Genomic DNA, 19,256 nt, shown 5'->3' with positions numbered 1-19,256 from the left:
TTGTGTGGTAGTTTCTCTATTATTAACAAATTGTTTACGTTGATGGTGCTAGGTACTAATCAACTTATTGATAATACACATTGCTTTAGATGCTCCTTGCTATTAGGTGATGTATTTTTAGGATGAAGCATGGAAGAGCTATTTCAAGTCTCTACTAACTTCCCAACTGTCATATTTTCTGTGGTATTGGGAGTTGTCGTTGTTTATTGGATTGTTGGTCTTTTAGGGCTGGTCGACTTAGACTTCTCTGGTGATGTTGACGCGGATATTGACGCCGATGGTTCAATAGGTGGTCTATCTGGCTTTATGTTAACGTTTGGCTTATCTGGTATTCCTTTCACACTGGTCATTAGCATTGTTGCTCTCGTGTGTTGGCTAATCAGCGTTTACACACAGTATTATGTGCTTGATTTGTTACCCAGTGGTTGGCTGTATTTTGGCGCTGGGGCGATTGCAAATGTCGTTATCTTTTTTATCTCACTGCCAATAGCGGCAATCATGTTAAGACCATTTAAGTCTATGTTTGCCACTGCTGAAACGGCAAGCAGTGCTAAGTTTGTTGGTTTAGAAGCAACCATTTCAACAAGCAGCGTGACGCCAACATTTGGTCAAGCAAAAATTTTTAACGACGGTGCAGAAATCTTACTTGATGTTCGTTGCGCCGAAGATCAGCTTTTTAATCGTGGCGACAAAGTGTTACTCATCGAATATAACGCTGATTCGCACGTCTATATCGTTGCACGTTATGCAATCTAATTTGAATATAACCTACCCATATTTTAGGCCGTTAATATAGGCCAACATCTACAAAGAGGAAGAACACATGGTAATGGAACCACTTTACCTAGCTATTGGCATTGGCGTATTAGTCGTCTTTTCTTTATTAATCATGGTGGCGAAGTTTTATAACAAAGTAGAACAAGGCAAAGCCCTCATTATCAATAAGCTCAGAGCTGAGCCTACCATTAGTACAACTGGTGGCATGGTCATTCCAATTATCCATAAAAAAGAAGTTATGGATATTTCAACAAAGCGTATGGTACTGGAGCGTAAAGGTCGCTCTGGTTTGATATGCCAAGATAATATTCGTGCTGACATCATCATCACCTTTTATATCCGTGTAAATGAAACTAAAGAAGACATTTTACGTGTTGCTAAGCAGGTAGGTTGTGAACGTTCTGCGTACCCTGAAACATTACAAGAATTATTCGAAGCGAAATTTTCAGAAGCCCTTAAAACGGTAGGTAAACAGCTTAACTTTACTGAATTATTTACTCAGCGTGATATTTTTAGAGACAAAATTAAAGAAGTGATTGGGCAAGATTTATCTGGTTTTGTTTTAGAAGATGTTGCCATCGACTTTTTAGAGCAAACGTCAATTAACGATCTTGATCCAAACAACATTATGGATTCAGAAGGTATTCGCAGAATCACTGAATTAACGGCGCAACAAAGTGTTCAAACTAACGATTTAAAACGCCAAGAAGAAATACGAATTAAACGTCAAGACATTGAAGCAGAAGAAAAACGATTAGAGCTGGACCGCCAGTTGGCTGATGCATCCGCTAAACAAGCACGTGAGATTGCTACTGTTAAAGCAAGAGAAGAAGCAGAAACAGCTAAAATTGTTGAAGAAGAGCGAGCTAAGTCTGAGCAAGCACGCATTCAAACAGAGCAAGCTGTTGCTATTGCTGAAGAAAACAAAATGCGTGAAGCTGAAGTTGCTGAACAGAACCGCTTAAGAGCTGTGGCAATTGAACAAGAAAAAGTAACTCGCGCTCGTCAAATTGAATCTATTGACCGTGAAAAAGAAGTAGAAACTTTACGTATAGATAAAGAAAAAGCGCTAGAAGTTGAACGTAAAAATATTGCTCAGGTGCAAAAAGAGCGTATAGCGGTTGAAAAAAGTGTTGCGGAAGAAGAAGAGCGAATTAAAGATCTTCGCGTGGTATCACAAGCAACGCGCCTAAAAGACGAACAAGTAATAAAAGCACAGGCTGAAGCAGAAGAAGCGTTAGTTAAAGATATTGAAGCAGCTAAGGCTAAAGAGCAGGCTGCAGAATTTAAAGCGAAAGAGCTACAAGTTATTGCTGATGCAGAGTTAAAAGCCGCGTCTAAACAGTCGGAAGCTAAGAAGATCCTTGCTGAAGGTAACCAAGCAGAAGCCGCGTCAGCTGGTTTAGCTGATGCACAAGTAACATTGGCGCAAGCTGAGGCTAAAGAGAAAGAAGGTGAGGCGATTGCTAAGTCGCTTGAACTTAAATTGACTGCCGAAGCAAAAGGTATCGAAGAAAAAGCCCTAGCAGAGGCAACAGGTTTAAGAGAGAAACAAGAAGTATTAAACGCCATGTCAGAGCAAGCGCGTGAATTTGAAACCTTTGGCTTACGCTTAAATCAAGAACGTGAGTTGACGCTTGCAAAACTAGATAACAGCGTTGATTTAGCTGAAAAACAAGCCCAAGTTCTAGCAACTGCACTTGCAGAAGCCAATATTAATATCATGGGCGGTGACGGAGAGTTCTTAAGACAGTTCATGAAGTCTATTACCGTTGGTAAATCAATTGATGGCTTAGTTAACGAGAGTGAAACGGTTCAAAGCCTGTTCAAAGATCAATTAAACGGTGATCGCAATATTATGGATGATTTAGGAGGGGTGCTTTCAGGGGTTAATCAAACCAGTGAAACATTGAAAAACGTTAATATGGCTAAGTTGTTATCAACACTGAACAACGCAGACGATAGCCAAAAAGGTATGTTGGCAAACTTATTAAATTTAGGTGACAAAAATACAACCGACGTTAAATAGTGTTACTAAGCCACTTATGCTCTAAATAACATAAGTGGCTGCCCAATCTTCACGGAGTTTTTCATGGCAATTCAGGACAATGTCACTAATCAGGCTGTTGCAGAAGGCGGTTCTTACGAGCTAATTCAGCGTAGACTGACCCACCTAGGTACAGAGCTAAATACACAAATTCAACAACTTAACACCGATCGTATCAATACCTTTGGTGATACCGATATGGCGGTTGAGTCTCGTGTTAGAGTGAGAACAGAAAACAACTGCGTTGCTCGTGATATCGCAGCCATTGGTGATATCTTACTTTTTGGCTACAACGTATTTTTGGGTCTAAAACGTAACATCACCGTGGCGGATGTTTTCAGTTTGCATAAGTTGGAAGTTACCGACGAAGGTGTCGATATTGTCGACTTACCTATTGAAGGCAGTTTTCTGGAAGAGCCAGAATTTGTTCGTGATTTTGATGAGCTATACACCTATTACAAAAAAACATTCCTAGCACATGTTTACCGTCAAGGCAGCAAAGTGTTTGCCATATTTCAGATAGGTGAACGTCTCGATGATATTCGGGTATTTCAGTGGGCAATCGATGCTAACCACCAAGTGACTTACATCGATAACCGAGGCGAACGTGCACTAAAACAGCCTGAAAACTTTGATTTTGAATGGCAAAGTGTAACTCGTGACCAGCAAGTAAGTGGCAAGTTTGCCCATTACAACTTGTTTGATACTTTGTTTGTAGAATGCACGGGTGGCAATCTAACACTCAAAGTGGAAAATAATACTGAGGCAGGCGAAGGCATTTATAGTGAACCAGTGGAAGATACACACCAGTCACTTGATGATGCTGATATTGATTATGCTATGGTTGGTGAACTGATCCTGTTAAAGGTGAAGCCTTATCGTGAAGAGCACACTCGCCATTTAATTTTTAATACCAAAACTCAGCAGGTCTTGCGACAAGATGCCATTGCAAATTCCTGTATTCAATTACCAGAAGATCATGGCATTATTTTCCCCGGTGGCTATTACTTACAAAATGGTGACCATAAAAGTTTTGATGACAAATCCGATAATTTAGAGCTTCACCGCATTATCAAGTCACCTAACGGTGAAGACTTTCTCTACATCTTTTATGAGCCAAGTGCAGGCCAATATGCGTTGTTTGCTTATAACTTAATTACGAGAACGCTACAAAACCCGATTTACGGTCATGGTCAAAGTATTTACGAAAATGGCCGAGCAGTAATTTTTGCAGCCGAATCTGAGCCATCAAGACTGCACTCAATGCAAATATGGACAACACCATTTTGCAGTGAAGAGCACGCGAGCAGCCAACCAGCGGATAACAGCTTCTTTGGAAAAATAGGTAATGCAGAATTAGTAAGAGGTATTTCTGCACTTTACAGCGTGGTTAAATTAATTGGCGTTAAAACGCCTAGCATGGTGCACTTTAACGATTTGGTCAAAGAGGCGAAGCAACTGTTTGACCACTATCACTGGTTAAATGATTCAGAGCTAGCTTCTTTGTATGCATTGTTACAACAGGTGGTTGAAGCGGCAGAATTGGCATTAGATGAGTTTGAAAAAGTTACCGCAATTAAGCAAAACTCAGATGAAACATTGATTGGCGCAAAAGAGAAGTTTGCGCAACTTTCAAGTGAATTGGCCGATATGTCGGCAGATAATGCGGCACAATATGTTGAAGGTTTGGTGGCATTATCTGGCTTTAAAGGTGAGCTTATTTCTCACAAAGAACTTAAATACATTGATGTTGAGGCCATCGATCAAATAGACCAACAACTTGACCAATTAAGCAAATCATTAAGCCAACAAACGGCTGATTTTTTACAGCAAGAAAATGCATTAACACCTTATTATCAAGAAATAGAATCGATTGAACAGGCAGTGGCTCAATGTGATGCAATTTCTGCGCTAAAACCGATTAAAGAGCGCATTGAAACGCTTATTGCAGGGCTTGAGTTACTTAATCAAACTATGTTGTCGATAGATATTGAAGACAGCAGACAACGTACACGTATTCTGGAAGATATCTCTGCGGTTTTTAGTTTAGTTAACCGAGTTAATGCTAACGCTGATCTAGCAGTGAAAAATGTTGGTATTGATGAAGCTCGTGCTGAATTTGGCGCACGATTTAAATTACTAAACCAAAGCGTAACCAGTGCGCTCAACGCCAGTAACACACCTCAAGAGTGTGATCAGCAGCTATCGCAGTTATTGATCCAGCTGGAAGAATTAGAAAGCCAATTTAGTGACTATGATGAGTTTCATGGCGAAATCTTGGCAAAACGCGATGAAGTATATGACAACTTCGAGCAGCATAAACAGCAATTGATGGATGCGCAGCAAAAGCGCTGTTTGACGTTATTTACAGCGGCAGAGCGTATTTTGTCTGGAATCGACCGTCGAACCAGTGGTTTTGACAGCCTAGATAAACTCAATAGCTATTTTGCCGCAGACCCTATGGTGACAAAGCTTAGACAGTTAGTTGAGCAGCTTAGAGCCTTAGATGATCATGTTAAAGCTGACGATGTAGACGCTAAGTTAAAAAACGCTAAAGAGCAGGCGGTTCGAGCATTACGTGATAAGTCAGATATTTATTCGGCAGACGGCAGTTTAGTTAAAATTGGCGATCATCAATTTTCCGTGAATAAGCAACAGCCAGAGCTAACGTTACTGCCAAGAGATAACGAGATGCTGTTGCATATTTCTGGCAGTGAATATTTTGAAGTCATAGACAGCTCGATGTTTGCTGGTACTCAATATTTATGGCAACAAGACCTAATATCAGAAAATAGCACGGTGTATCGCGGTGAATATCTGGCGGCAAGTATTTTATTTGACGCTGAAAAGAAAGGGCTGCAAGCTATCGCCGAATTAACCGCCGCCGCAAGTGATAATAGCTTGATAAAAGTTGTTCAACGTTATGTCGAACAACGGTATCAAGAAGGTTATGACAAGGGGGTACATGACCAAGACGCAGTGGCGATTTTAAACGCTTTGTTATCGTTAAAAGCTGATATTGGTTTACTTGCTTATCCTTGCCAAGAAAAGCGCCTAGTACTTGCTTTTTGGTGCATGCAGCTCAATGATAATAGTCGTATCGATATACAAAACCGTTGCGTAAATTTAAATATGATGGAGCAAACCTTTGGCTCTAGTGGACTGCGCAACGATTTATTAGCTGAATTTACTGAACTGTTGAGTGATTTTCAGCAGCAACATGTATGGTTGAGCGCTCAACCTGCTTTGGCGGCACGTTATTTACTCGAAGAATTGTCACAGGGTAATTCTAGCTTTGTGACCAAAGAAGCCAGTCAAACTCTCGTTAAAGACCTAAAACTACAACTCAAAGCTAATAACTTAGAACATTCTATTGGACAAGCAATTGGTGCCTGCCAGCACACAGGGCAGCAATATGCACTTTATTATGCTTGGCTAAGTGCCTTTTCTGAGAATCAACAGATCAAGGCAGCAGAAGATACTTTAGTGGAAGCTGCATGTTTAATGACCTTTGGCGAGGCTGCTCAGTTTTATAGCTCGTCCGCTGAAACGGACAAAACAGTCTCGGAACTCTTAGGGCAACACGGCAATATTGTTGATCGTCAGCTGACTATTAATTATCAAGAGTTTGTTTCAAGGTTAACAGAATTTGTTGATGTACATGTGCCAGCATTTAAGCAATTTCATCAGCAAAAACAACAAGTATTAGAGCACAAGCGAACCCAGCTGAATATGCGTGAATTTCAGCCTAAAGCTTTATCTTCTTTTGTACGAAACAAGTTAATTAACGATGTTTATTTTCCGATCATTGGGGCTAATTTAGCAAAACAAATTGGCGCAGCAGGCAACCAAAAGCGTTCCGATTTAATGGGCTTATTGTTACTTATTTCTCCACCAGGTTACGGTAAAACTACGTTAATTGAATATGTTGCCAGTAAGTTAGGTATGACTTTTGTTAAGGTTAATTGCCCTTCTATTGGTCATGACCAAGTGTCACTCGATCCCGAGCAAGCAAATAACTCAACGGCTAGGAGTGAAGTAGAAAAAATTAACCTAGCGTTTGAAATGGGTAACAACGTGATGTTGTATCTCGATGATATTCAGCACACTCACCCTGAGTTTTTGCAAAAGTTTATTTCACTGTGTGATGGCTCTCGAAAGGTTGATGGTGTATGGCAAGGACAAAGCAAAACGTACGACTTACGCGGTAAAAAGTTTGCTGTGATCATGGCGGGCAACCCTTATACAGAGTCTGGCGAAGCGTTCACTATCCCAGACATGTTGGCGAACCGAGCAGATATTTATAATCTAGGTGACACGCTAAGTGGCCGAGAATATGAATTTTCATTGAGTTTTATCGAAAACTCATTAACCAGTAACCGTTATTTAGCACCATTGGCAACACGAGATATGGATGACTTGTATCAGCTGATCAAACAAGCTGATGGCGAACCGGTCAATGCCAGTGATTTAAAACACGGATACTCTCAAGCAGAAGTTAACGAAATCATCGCAGTGATTAAGCGCATTAGGCAAATACAACAAACGGTGTTAAAAACCAACGAGCAGTATATTGCCTCTGCCGCTCAAGATGATAAATATCGGATAGAGCCGCCATTTAAGTTGCAGGGAAGTTATCGCAACATGAATAAAATGGCAGAAAAAGTTGTGCCTGTGATGACAGAGCAAGAAATTGAGCAGCTGATAGCCGATCACTATCGCGGTGAAGCACAAACATTAACGGTTGGTGCTGAAGAGAATTTACTTAAGCTTGGTGAGTTAAGAAACACCTTAACTCCAGAAGATCAGCATCGTTGGTTACAAATCAAAGAAGAGTACGTACGCCATAAAAATCTGGGTGGTAGTGACAACCCTGTGGCCAATATTGCTTCGCAAGTTTCATTGGTGCAGAAGGAATTGACAAATTTGGCGAAGATATTACAACAACCCAATAGTGTTAACTTATCTGAGCTAACTGACGCTGTTCGTGATTTAAAGCCAAACAAATCAGCTAAATCTGAGCAAGGTCATGATTTAAGTGAAGTGCTTGGCTTGTTCTCTCAGCAACTTGAAAGCGTATTTTCACCTCTTGCACAGACACTTGCTGACAAGCAGCAATTAGACGGCGAGCTGGTAAATGTGTTGTCGAATTTGAATCATCCGGCGGGGAAAGCTTCGACAACAAAAGAAACGCCAATCCAAAAAATCAGCAGAGAACTGTCAACTGACAATAAAAATCAGACAAAAGTAGATAGCAGTGATGAAGTTAACTCCATTGAGTAAGTTAACTTCTTAAAGCGCTTAAATTGGGGCGTGAGGTATGTCACTTAGTCATGCTGTTTAAGTAAAAGACTTTGTGCTTTTTCATTATTTGGCTCTTGCTGCAGAACTCGGATTAATACTGCTTGTTTTAACTGTTGATTGATCGACTGTGTTTGTTCGATATAGGCCAGCCACATGGCGTGATCTTGTTGTGTAAATTGCTTAACGGCACTATCAAAGCCTAACGTAGCATGTTGTTTTAGTTTGTTATTGTTTGTTGTATCAGCAAGGTTTAAAAGGTGTTGCCAAACGTAAGGAGAGTTTGGAAATATTTTAGCTAGCCCTAGCCATACTTGCTCTGCGCTTTGGTAGTTATGTTTAGCCATGAAACGCTGTGCCGCTCTGTTAATAAAATAATGTCTAAATTTAGTTTTACTGTGCTGCCACAAATCAAAAGCCTGCTCAAAATAGCCTTGTTCTAAATAGCTCGAGGCAAAAGCGGTAATAATACTGTCTATGTCTTGGCGTTCAGTAGGTTGTTGATATTTATTTTGTACGGCTAAATATTGGCTTTTGATTTGCTCAAGACTAAGTGGCGTTGACTTTTCTTCAGTCAGTAAAAAGTCTGCATAGATCTTTGCCATACCTTTAGTTATTGCAACAGGTAACACAGTGAAGTGCCCCGTGTGTTGTTCAACGCTAACATCAAAATACTCTGGCAATTGTGATGCCGATAACATGTCAGTTAATAAGCTAACATCTAGTTGATTTTGCGGGTCAACAAATAAGAGTGCTTGCTGGTATTTGGTCATTGACGGCTGCTGAGCATTGGCTGCACCTCGGATAAAATCAACGTCTGGGAATATTGGTGAAATGATCAGTTGATGAGTAAATGCCTTACTCAGCTTGGCAAAACTTTTTGCCATAAGAGCACCTGTGTACGAATGTCCAACGAGTATGTGCTTGTTTAACACTCGGTACTTACTGCTGATTGCTGTAATCGCCTCATCAGTTAAAAAAGTTGTAAAACTGTCACCTTGGTTTATAGCGTCTTGATACCAAGATTTATTATTCACGTAGACAACAATGCTTTCAGGAATGCGATTTTGCAAAGTTAGTCGTGTGATGGTTTGTTCAAAATGCTCGGTGATATCACCAAAATAAAAGTCGTTAGCATTTAACAGGTAAACAACAGGGTAATGTCGATTGGGCGATTGCTGATAACTTTCGGGTAGTTTTATGACTAATGATTTATTAGCGTTAAATTCGTTGGTGTTAAATTGTATCGTGTCATTTGCGATAGATTGATTTATCACACCAAAAGTTAAATAAATAGTTAATAGGCAAAAAGTAACTTGTTTAAAAATCTTCATTGTTCCTCTGATTTGTATTTTAAAACAAAAGTTAAAGCTACCTTTGAATAATTGTCACTAGAGTACAATGTTTTCGGGCTGATGAATTGCTGATGTATTACTGTAATAGCTGTTACGCTAGTTAAAAAAGTGATATTTCGGCACTTCTTTAGTTAGTTATTTCAATTGATATTTTCCCTCGCTACAATGAGCGAATTGCCGTTTTTTAATGAAGTTTTATGTTTGCCACTCGCTTTTATGTTAATAACACTTTGGTTGACCTTTTACATTCAACCGTGACTATTGACGATAATACACAATCGATAGAGCCTAAAATCCTAAAAGTATTAGCGCTATTGGCCAAGCATCAAAATGAAGTGGTGACGCATGACGTGATAAAAAATGCGATTTGGCCCAATGTTGAAGTGGTACCTAATGCTTTGCAGCGCTGCATTGCACAATTAAGGAAAGTGTTAGGTGATGATGCAAAACGCCAGGAGGTTATTGTTACACATCCAAAAATTGGTTATCGATTAACGGCCCGTGTTGAAATCATTGAAACCAATAACAAAACGCTAGAGCAAACTGCTACATCACCTCAGCGCTTTAGTTTTAAAAGCGGCTTAATTTTATTTTTGCTGGTATTAGTCGCGAGTGTTTTTTTTTGGCACCATCAGTCATCGTCGCCAATGGTGAAATATAATTACATACAAGAACTTACCCAAAGTGAAGAAAATGATTTATTTCCAACTTTTTCACCCGACGGACAATATTTAATTTTTACCCGCATGATCGGCACTTGCCAGAGCCAAATATGGGCAAAACACCTTGAGTCAGGCAAAGAAAGCCAATTAACACAAGTTGACGCTGTTTACACTTTGCCAAGCTTTTCACCTGATGGCAGTCAGATATTTACCACAGTGCAAGAAAGCTGCACTCCTCAAGCTTCCACTAATAATTGTTGGTCTATTCAATCGGTTGATTTTGCTCAAGCGTTAACTGCACCTGCGAAATTAAATACTGTACATCGTTGTGATCAACACTTAATTGAACTTGCCCATGGGTTGGGCAATAACAAAGTCGCATTTTTAAAAATGATACAAAATCGTTATCAATTGATGCAGGTTGACAACAGAACCCAAGTTGAACAACCCATTTATCAAAATAGTGAAAAGCGCATTTATTATTATGATCACCATGCTGCGACAAACACGTTTGCTGTTATCGCCAGAGACAGCGATCATAATGATTGGCTTATCTTGCTGGATGAGCAGGGACAGTTAATATCTGAAGTATTGATTGAACGTCCAGTTCAATCTGGCGCATATGATTATGTTGAAGCAAATTTTGCCGCCAATGGCGAATACCTTATTTATGCCAATAATTCGGGCACTTTTAATCTCTATTTATCGGGTAAAACAGAAGAGATAACCATAGCTGAAAAGGGCATAATTATGGTGACTGCGGCACCTGATATGCAAAGTTTAGTTGGTGTGCGTGGACATGTAGACACTGATGTCGCCTTGATAAACCTAGCTGATGAGGCAACTTGGCAGTCGGTACAAGGTAGTTTTAATCAAGAGTTTCAGCCTTATAAAAGTTTAAGCCGAAGTACTGCGGTTGAACGAAAAGCCAAGTTTCAACCTAATGGTGATTTAATTGCTTATATTTCTGATAAAAATGGCTCAGAGCAGGTGTGGTTAACTGATCTACAGCATGCGTACCCTCTGACAAGGTTTCGTCAAGGGAGCAATTTAAATGACATTCATTGGTCTCCTGATGGAACACATCTTTTACTTTCTGCCAATGACCAGTTAGTGCAAGTAGACTTGCAGGGCAATAGTCAAATACATGCTGTGTCAGTACCTGTTCGATTTGTTCTAGATTGGTATAGCGATAATGAAGTTTTAATCAGCGCAAACCATCATAAAGTTAGAGAGTTATATGTGGTGAATCTAACAAATGGTGAACTAACCTCTTTAGGCATCGACAATGTGGCAAGTGCCGCGATTAGAGATGACACCTTATACGTACTTGATAGAGATGATCGCTTGATGCAAATAGCGATGGCTGAACTGCAACAAACCAGCCCTGAAGTTCTGGCTGAACAAGTGGATGTGGCAGTTTTTGCGATTGATGGCGTTTATTGGACTAACCATAAAACCCGACACTTGATGAGTAAATCGTATAACCAGTCAAGCATTAACACACTGATGACACTGAAAGATAAAACCACCTTTATTACTGACGTAAAGGCCGATAACTTACTAACAACTCAAATAATTTCTGCTCGAAAAGAGCTAGTTAAGCTATTTTAACTTGTTGATATTTAAGCAATAGAATAAGCATCAGTTAAACATCAGCTCATCATCAGTTAAACAACTGGGTTTAAGGTTGTATTGCTTGCCCCTGCCATTTAAAAAGGCGTAAATTAATTAAATAACCTCAGCTTCGCATAAACAATGCGTTTCTAGGTGCTATTTTTACTGACTTCTGCGTTATTTTGAAGCGAAATAGCTAGCTATTCCTGCTGCAAAATGCCTTTAATTCAGACAAAAATATCGTCCTAGAAATATAAGAGATTGCTAACTTATTGTTTTCTTTGATTTAGCACTATTTCTTATACAAACCTGAGGTTAAATAGGAAAGGGGATCATTTTGTTTTTATCATTATTGCGCTATAAAAATTTCAGTAGCATATCAACAGCAACATTAATCAGTAACTTATGCAAAACCATTGTTTGGCTGACCGTTTTGTGTTCTTCGATGTCATTTGCCAAAGACCACAAGTTTACTAACGTTTATAACAATGACATGGGACACTTTTATCAACTTAAGCTAGAACAAGGCTTAAGTCTTGACGTTTTTGTTCCCAGCAACAGCAAAGACATTCGCCTGCCTGTACTATATGTTATGGACGGGCAACATTACCTTTACAACGCCATAGGTTTTCAACAAACGTTAAGTGCCGGTATTCATACCATGACGGCAAGTCCCGCTTTTATTGTTGTCGGCATCAACACCGCAAAACTTGTACAAAACTCGAAAAGGCAGCGTGCACAGTTATTAAATAGTAATTCTGCACAGCTAAGCAAAACCTTGGTTGAACACATTATGCCAAAAGTTGATAACGCCTTTCATACCAGTGGTCAGAACCTCTATTTTGGCTGGCAGTTTGCCGCCTCGTTTGGCTTAAGCCTTTTTAATGACTACCCACAAGCTTTCCAAGGATTATTGTTGGCAAGTGGGCCATATTATAGTGAATCACAAATTGCTAGAACCAAAGACACCCTAGCGTTAAATAAGGGGCTAGGTGTAAAGGTTTATTTGTCGTTGGGTGAAAAAGAAAAACACGCGCTTGTAGGTCATGAAGGTTTAATTGAGGTGTTTAAAGCAGCCGGCAGAGCGACAGTCGATTGGAATTATCATTATCATGATAACTATAGTGGTCATATCGATCATTTTACTACGCCATTTGACGCGTTAAGCAAAGGGCTGACATGGCAGTTTAATGATTATCACGACTTAACTTTTTATTCATTACAAGATGTTGAAGCTTTTGGTGGCGTGACGGCAATAGTTGACTATTTTAAACGCAGAGCAAAAAAATATGGCGTCCCTGAAACGGTAGGGGAAGTGGCGCATTTTACGCTTTTTAGATACGCACTTGAGGAAAATAATTATCAGGCGTTTCAGGAGTTTGAGCGTTATTTAGGCGAATACAAAATCAATAATCGATTTACAAGCTACGCTAAGTTCTTTGCTGAGCATGACAATGTTGAACGTGCGATTAAAGTATTGAAAGCAGGAATAAAACAGCATCCCCAAGTTCATCAATTATCTGGCGAACTCGCTAAATTATATCTAATAGAGCGCAACACAAAACAAGCGGTTAAACATTTTCAACAGGCATTGGATAAAGCAAAAGCTGACGAAATGGCGGTTGCGCAATATCAACAGCAACTTGATCGATTGCTTTGATAAACCCCGTTAAATAAGCAGGCAACTGTTTCTGCCGTTTTCTTTTACTCGATAAAGTGCTTTGTCGGCTCTTATTAAAGTATCGGATATCGCCATGTCGTGTCGTTTATATTCAGTGACACCGATGGAAATTGACATGGTGATATTGGTTTGATGTTCATCAACAGGGATGTTTGCCTGGTTAACAGACTCCCTAATTCGCTCCGCGATTTGCAGTGCATCACTGGCTTCTGTACTGGGTAATATGATGGCAAATTCTTCTCCACCAATACGACACAAAGTATCTGTTAATCTCAATTGACGCTGGCAAATAGACGTCACATGAATTAATACTTCATCGCCAATATGATGACCAAAATGGTCATTGATGTTTTTGAAATGATCTAAATCAATTAACAATAGGGAAAATGTTTGTTGGTAGCGAATACAGCGATCAATTTCTTTGCGAGCAATATCTTCAAAGTATCGTCGATTATATACGCCAGTAAGCTGATCAGTATTCGCCAACAATTCAAGTTTAGTCAGTGCGAGTTCAAGTGATGATTGTACTTGTTTGAGCTCAGTAATCTCGGTGCCCAACATTACCATTAAACCACTATCTAGTGTCATACGTGTCATTTTGAACACAACACCCTCAGTGGTATCGGCTTCAAATTGGTTAAAGTGAGTTTGCTGTTGGTTACAGTTTAATTCTTGGTACCAGGAATCAAAATCGTCTGACGCTATGTTTATTCCTTCCGAAGTATCAAAAGATCGCTTTAAAATTTCTTCTTGTGTTTTACCTAAAGCTTCAGCTCTAGTCATACAGAACAAACCGGCTAAAACATCGTTGCAATAAATCAAAGTAAGTGACTGGTCAAAAATACCAATAGCATTGGGAGTTACTTCGAGTACTTCTCGTAGTGCGTTAGCAATAACCTGGTCTAATTCTTCGGCCATAACAGTGTTTTATCTGTGCAGATACCCTTATTTAATCCTAGTACAAAGTTGCAAATGTTGGTTAATCACAAAGTGTTTTTTGCAAGCTATCTACAAAATATGATCGGTGTTGAACTAGTACAGTTTAATGAGTTGTAAACAAGGTTTTTCTTAATTTAACAAATAAGTGTTGTAACTATCTGACTTACGAATGATTTCGTTCGTTATTTGAGTGAAAAAGTGAATTAAATACGATAAGGTGGGGAATAAATCTGACGAACGACGAGTATTTATTCGTCGTTTGTTATATTATCACAAGGCTGCGCGAGTCATCTTTCGCGTAAATCAAGTGCTGAGCAGGATACAACATGTATATAAAAACGATAAAATTGGCTGTCTTGTTAGTGTGTGGTGCTTCATTAAGTGCTACCGCTGCTATCAAGCAGACTAAAGGGGATTTCGAAGATAAATTCCGTCAACTCGATGAAGTGTTACCAACGCCCAACGTATACCGTAACGCGGCAGGTGAGCCTGGACATGCTTACTGGCAACAACAAGTTGATTATAAAATTAAAGCAAAATTAGACGAAGCTAAGCGCCGCATTGAAGCTAGCCAAGACATCGTTTATACCAATAACTCTCCGGATACTTTGAAATATTTGTGGATACAATTAGATCAAAATATCTTTAAAGAAGACTCAATGAGCTCTTTAACCACAACTTTTGGTGGTTTAGGCAAACAGAAAGGGTCAGATCCTAGAACAGGTAAAATTAGTTTGTCTGATTTACGTCGTCAGCAATTTATTGATGACGTTGATGTTGGCTACCAAATTAGCAATGTAAAAGATGCAAGTGGCAACAAACTAAAATACGTTATTGTTGGCACTAACATGCGTGTTGATTTACCTAAACCACTTAAGCCAGGTCAAAAAACTGAATTCTCTTTAGATTTTGCTTTTAACATTGTTGAAGAAGATGCAGTAAATGCTCGTTCAGGTTATGAACATTTCCCAGATGATGCACGTGAAGGTGGTAACGACATTTTCTTATTTGCTCAGTGGTTCCCGCGTTTACATGCCTACACTGACTATGAAGCATGGACCAACAAAGAATTCTTAGGTAAAGGTGAATTTACTTTAGAGTTTGGTAATTATCAGGTAGAAATGACAGTACCTGCTGATCATATTGTTTCATCAACTGGTGTATTAACGAACGCAAAGAATGTTCTAACAAAAGAACAACGTAATCGCTTAGAAAAAGCAAAAGATGCTGATCGTATCGTGTTCATCGTGACAGAAGAAGAAGCATTAGAAAACGAAAAAGAAGGCACAAACAAAACCAAAACTTGGAAGTTTAAAGCCGATAACGTTCGTGATTTTGCTTGGGCGTCGTCTCGTAAATTTATGTGGGATGCTCGTGGCTTTAAGCAAGACAATGACGAAAATCCAGTGGTAATGGCAATGTCGTTCTACCCTAAAGAAGGTGGCGACCTGTGGAAGAAGTATTCGACTGAGTCAATCATTCATACCATGGATGTTTACAACCGCTTTTCATTTGACTACCCATACCCAACGGCACAATCAGTAAATGGCCCAGTAGGTGGTATGGAATATCCAATGATCACCTTTAATGGCCCGCGCACAGAATTACGTGATGATGGCTCACGTACTTATTCATTAGCGGAAAAACGCTTTTTGATTGGTGTGGTTATTCATGAAATTGGTCACATTTATTTCCCTATGGTGGTTAACTCTGATGAACGCCAATGGACTTGGATGGATGAAGGTCTTAACAGCTTTTTAGACGGTGTTGCTGGTCGCGAATGGGATCCAAACATTCCTTGGGGAGTTGAACCTCGCGATATTACAGACTACATGAAAGGCGAAACACAAGTACCTATCATGACACAGTCTGACAGCGTATTGCGCTTAGGGCCAAATGCTTACACTAAACCTGCTGCAGCGTTAAACATTTTACGTGAAACTATTTTAGGCCGTGAATTGTTTGATTTTGCATTTCGTGAATATGCACAGCGTTGGAAATTTAAACGTCCTACACCATCAGACTTTTTCCGCACAATGGAAGAAGCATCAGGTGTTGATTTAGATTGGTTCTGGCGTGGTTGGTTCTACACTACAGATCATGTAGATATTTCTTTAGACAGCGTATACAAACTTCGTATTGACACTGAAGACCCAGATATTGACTTTGCTCGTGAGCGCGAAGTTGAGAAGAACAAGCCTATGTCGTTAACAGACGAGCGCAACAAAGCAGAAGGCCAAAAGCTTTGGGTTGAACGCTTCTCTGATATCAAAGACATCTATGATGAAAAAGATATTTGGACGGTTACCAATAAAGACCGTAACAAGTACAACAAGTTTATGAAAGGCTTAAAAGATTGGGAGCGCAAAGCACTAGAACGCGCTGTTAAAGAAGATAAAAACTACTATGTTTTAGACTTCTCTAACAAAGGCGGCTTGGTGATGCCTATCATTCTTGAATTGTCTTTTGAAGACGGTACTAAAGAGAACATGTACATTCCAGCGGAAATCTGGCGTAAGTCTCCTAAAGCAGTTAGCAAGCTAATTGTTACTGAGAAAGGCAAAAACTTAGTTAGTGTTGTGGTTGATCCTCGTTGGGAAACTGCCGATGTTAATGTTGAGAACAACCATTTCCCTCGACAAATTATTCCTTCTCGTATCGAAAGTTTCAAATCTAAGAGCTCTTCAACGGGTGTTCGTCGCGACTTAATGCACGAAATCAAAACCAAGTTGAAAAAAGACGAAGAAGATAAAGATAAAGATAAAGACGACAACAAAGATAAGTAAACAAAAGTAGTATGAAATATTTAATTAACGGTTTATTGCTATGTGTGATGTTACTTAGTGACATGGCACTAGCACATCAACAAAAAGCAGCAATCAGTACCGTGTTGTTTAATCCAAGAACTGAAAATATTGAAGTCAGTCACCGATTTTATTTGCACGATGCTGAACACGCGGTAAAACATATTTTTGGTAAAAACGCAGACATCATTAATTCAAAAGAAACCCAAGAAAAGTTCTTTGAATATGTGATGCAACGCTTTTCATTAAAAAATGATCAAGGTGAGCCAATTGCGCTTTCACCGGTAGGCTTTGAAGTTGATGGTCGCTTTTTTTGGGTTTACCAAGAAACGAAACAACCGTTTTTGCTAAACGGTTTAACGGTTGAACACTCTGCATTGCGAGATATTTGGCCAAGCCAAGTTAATACGGTAAACATTGAAGGGCGCGGTGATATTAAAACTCGTACTTTTGATGGCTCAATAGAAGTTGCAAAAATCGAATTTAAATAAATTTATTTAACCGATGTAAAAAGCAGCCAGGTGAAAGCTTGGCTGCTTTTTTAATGCTCAATATTCTTGGTTATGTTTGGGAAGATAGTGCTAAAAAATTGGCTTAAATTTCACCTGATAAACATCGAAGAGCGACCTATAAATATCAATGCGGCTTAACTTTTTCATTTGACAAATAATTTAACAAAGACGCTACTTCTGCTTTGTGACAGCTTAGCGGGTGGCGCTTGTTGTAAAGTTTATAAAATACTTGATCCAATATAAGTAACTTTCGATAGTTCTTTTGGCATAACGCCAAGTCCACATATGTTCTTTCAGTGAAGATAAAAATGAAGAGTTAATTGTGTTGTATTTATATACAGCTTAGCGTTTGTCTCGCTTTCTACAAGAAATAGAGAATAGATCTCGCTTTCTGCGTGGAAAGCGAGACACAAAAGAAATAAGTCGTTGAAAATTATAAGTATCAGGAATACTATTTAAACAAAAGTATTAAGGTTTAAGCTTGGTGATAGAGAGACTTGAGCCTTCTAATAAGCTGTTATAACTATCGGTGTTCCTTCAATGGATTATGAATTTTCAGCAAATTGTGATTTGAGAAATATTGCCGCATTTTGGAGAAAAATTGGCGATTTGATTGATGGAGGCATCAGCGAAGAGGAATTAGCACATATTGAGCGATTTGCTTATAGCGTGAAAGACAATAGCCATGATGTGATTCAAATGTCTTTCTCATTTCAGTCTAGTAGATGCGGTTTAGCTTTTGCCATAAAAGTAGATAATCTGTCACCAGAAATGTTAATTCTGTCTGACTCCCTGCAACTGATTGATGCTATCACGGAAAAGCACCATGAATTGTGCAATGAATTGGGCATATAGTTATAACAAGGCGCTATTGTCGCCACTATCGTGGCTGGGACGGCTTACGCTGCGCTCCAGCCTCCCCAAAGCTTTACGTTATGAATACATGGAAGGTATAGTGTTTACCAATGAATAAGATCTATCGAAATGGAAAGAAAATAAACGATCCGATTTATAAGATTTTAATAAAAAACACAGAGATTTTGTACGTTCCGCTAATATTTGCATTTGCCGTTGATAGAGCTGCGTACTTTCGATTAGGTGAAGGTAACCTAGATGAATCTCTCTTACTGTACGCGATATATTTTCCTTTCGGCTTTGCAATCTATTTGTTTAAAACTGTAACTCGCTTAAAGCCTTTAGCTAAAATTGAAGGGAATGACCTTACTCTTTATTTAAACATATTTCGTAAATATAAAGTTGATCTCACAGAAGTTAATAAAATCAGCTGCCAGTTTGTGAGTGGCCAAAATCAATTAATCAAATTGTACTATCCTGCCAAAGCGCCAAAAGAGATTACAGTTAAACAAAATAGCTGTTCTATCGATGATTTTCGTGGTTTTATTAATGACAATCATAGTGTTAATGTAGTGTATTCATAACACATATGAACCTTATCCCCGTCAATAGGCAATAGTGTTTTTTTAGCTGCCGCTAGGCAGCTAATGGTTAATCAATCAGCAAAATCTATTACTTCGCTCTGTCATAAAGGCCGTAAAACAAT

General features: G+C 39.1%; 12 protein-coding genes. 9 read left to right on the top strand and 3 right to left on the bottom strand.

What is annotated here, in order from left to right:
* Window positions 1–129: 129 nt before the first annotated feature.
* The 3 genes from IE199_RS13435 to IE199_RS13425 all read left to right on the top strand — a co-directional run bounded on the left by IE199_RS13435 (window position 130) and on the right by IE199_RS13425 (window position 8,107).
* Window positions 130–756 carry an OB-fold-containig protein gene (locus tag IE199_RS13435; protein ID WP_189771419.1) on the top strand — a complete coding sequence of 209 codons (627 nt, stop codon included), beginning with the start codon at window positions 130–132 and terminating at the stop codon, window positions 754–756.
* Window positions 757–823: 67 nt separating this feature from the next.
* Window positions 824–2,806 (top strand): flotillin family protein, encoded by a 1,983-nt coding sequence (locus tag IE199_RS13430; protein WP_189771417.1) that lies wholly within the window; start codon window positions 824–826, stop codon window positions 2,804–2,806.
* A 63-nt stretch (window positions 2,807–2,869) separates the two neighbouring features.
* A complete protein-coding gene (locus IE199_RS13425; protein WP_189771415.1) occupies window positions 2,870–8,107 on the top strand; it encodes a DNA repair ATPase in 5,238 nt (1,745 codons plus the stop codon).
* Window positions 8,108–8,151: 44 nt separating this feature from the next.
* Here IE199_RS13425 and IE199_RS13420 read toward each other — a convergent pair whose 3' ends face one another.
* On the bottom strand, window positions 8,152–9,459 hold the full coding sequence (locus IE199_RS13420; RefSeq protein WP_189771413.1) for an alpha/beta hydrolase family protein: 1,308 nt from the start codon (window positions 9,457–9,459) through the stop codon (window positions 8,152–8,154).
* Window positions 9,460–9,677: 218 nt separating this feature from the next.
* On the opposite strand from IE199_RS13420, the gene IE199_RS13415 reads away from it, so the two are divergent.
* Both IE199_RS13415 and IE199_RS13410 read left to right on the top strand, forming a co-directional pair.
* Window positions 9,678–11,756, top strand: a complete 2,079-nt coding sequence (locus IE199_RS13415; protein ID WP_189771411.1) for a winged helix-turn-helix domain-containing protein — start codon at window positions 9,678–9,680, stop codon at window positions 11,754–11,756.
* Between the two features lie 340 nt (window positions 11,757–12,096).
* Complete coding sequence (locus IE199_RS13410) at window positions 12,097–13,419, top strand: alpha/beta hydrolase-fold protein (RefSeq protein ID WP_189771409.1); 1,323 nt, start codon at window positions 12,097–12,099, stop codon at window positions 13,417–13,419.
* Window positions 13,420–13,428: 9 nt separating this feature from the next.
* Here IE199_RS13410 and IE199_RS13405 read toward each other — a convergent pair whose 3' ends face one another.
* Window positions 13,429–14,358: a sensor domain-containing diguanylate cyclase gene (locus IE199_RS13405; RefSeq protein ID WP_189771407.1), complete on the bottom strand. Its 930-nt coding sequence runs from the start codon at window positions 14,356–14,358 to the stop codon at window positions 13,429–13,431.
* Between the two features lie 347 nt (window positions 14,359–14,705).
* Here IE199_RS13405 and IE199_RS13400 point away from each other — a divergent pair, with 347 nt between their 5' ends.
* Window positions 14,706–17,165: a M1 family metallopeptidase gene (locus IE199_RS13400; RefSeq protein ID WP_189771399.1), complete on the top strand. Its 2,460-nt coding sequence runs from the start codon at window positions 14,706–14,708 to the stop codon at window positions 17,163–17,165.
* A gap of 11 nt (window positions 17,166–17,176) precedes the next feature.
* Window positions 17,177–17,674, top strand: coding sequence for a DUF6702 family protein (locus IE199_RS13395; RefSeq protein ID WP_189771397.1), 498 nt, complete (start codon window positions 17,177–17,179; stop codon window positions 17,672–17,674).
* A 213-nt stretch (window positions 17,675–17,887) separates the two neighbouring features.
* Here IE199_RS13395 and IE199_RS22170 read toward each other — a convergent pair whose 3' ends face one another.
* On the bottom strand, window positions 17,888–17,980 hold the full coding sequence (locus tag IE199_RS22170) for a hypothetical protein (RefSeq protein WP_373304821.1): 93 nt from the start codon (window positions 17,978–17,980) through the stop codon (window positions 17,888–17,890).
* Window positions 17,981–18,235: 255 nt separating this feature from the next.
* Here IE199_RS22170 and IE199_RS13390 point away from each other — a divergent pair, with 255 nt between their 5' ends.
* Together IE199_RS13390 and IE199_RS13385 are read left to right on the top strand one after the other, a co-directional pair.
* On the top strand, window positions 18,236–18,550 hold the full coding sequence (locus IE199_RS13390; protein WP_189771396.1) for a hypothetical protein: 315 nt from the start codon (window positions 18,236–18,238) through the stop codon (window positions 18,548–18,550).
* Between the two features lie 110 nt (window positions 18,551–18,660).
* A complete protein-coding gene (locus IE199_RS13385) occupies window positions 18,661–19,134 on the top strand; it encodes a hypothetical protein (protein WP_189771394.1) in 474 nt (157 codons plus the stop codon).
* The last annotated feature ends 122 nt before the right edge of the window (window positions 19,135–19,256 follow it).

The organism is Thalassotalea marina (assembly GCF_014656435.1).
GTDB classification, from domain to species: domain Bacteria; phylum Pseudomonadota; class Gammaproteobacteria; order Enterobacterales; family Alteromonadaceae; genus Thalassotalea_C; species Thalassotalea_C marina.
The sequence above is the reverse complement of the archived record's forward strand: the minus strand, read 5'-3'. Positions and strand labels throughout refer to the sequence as shown.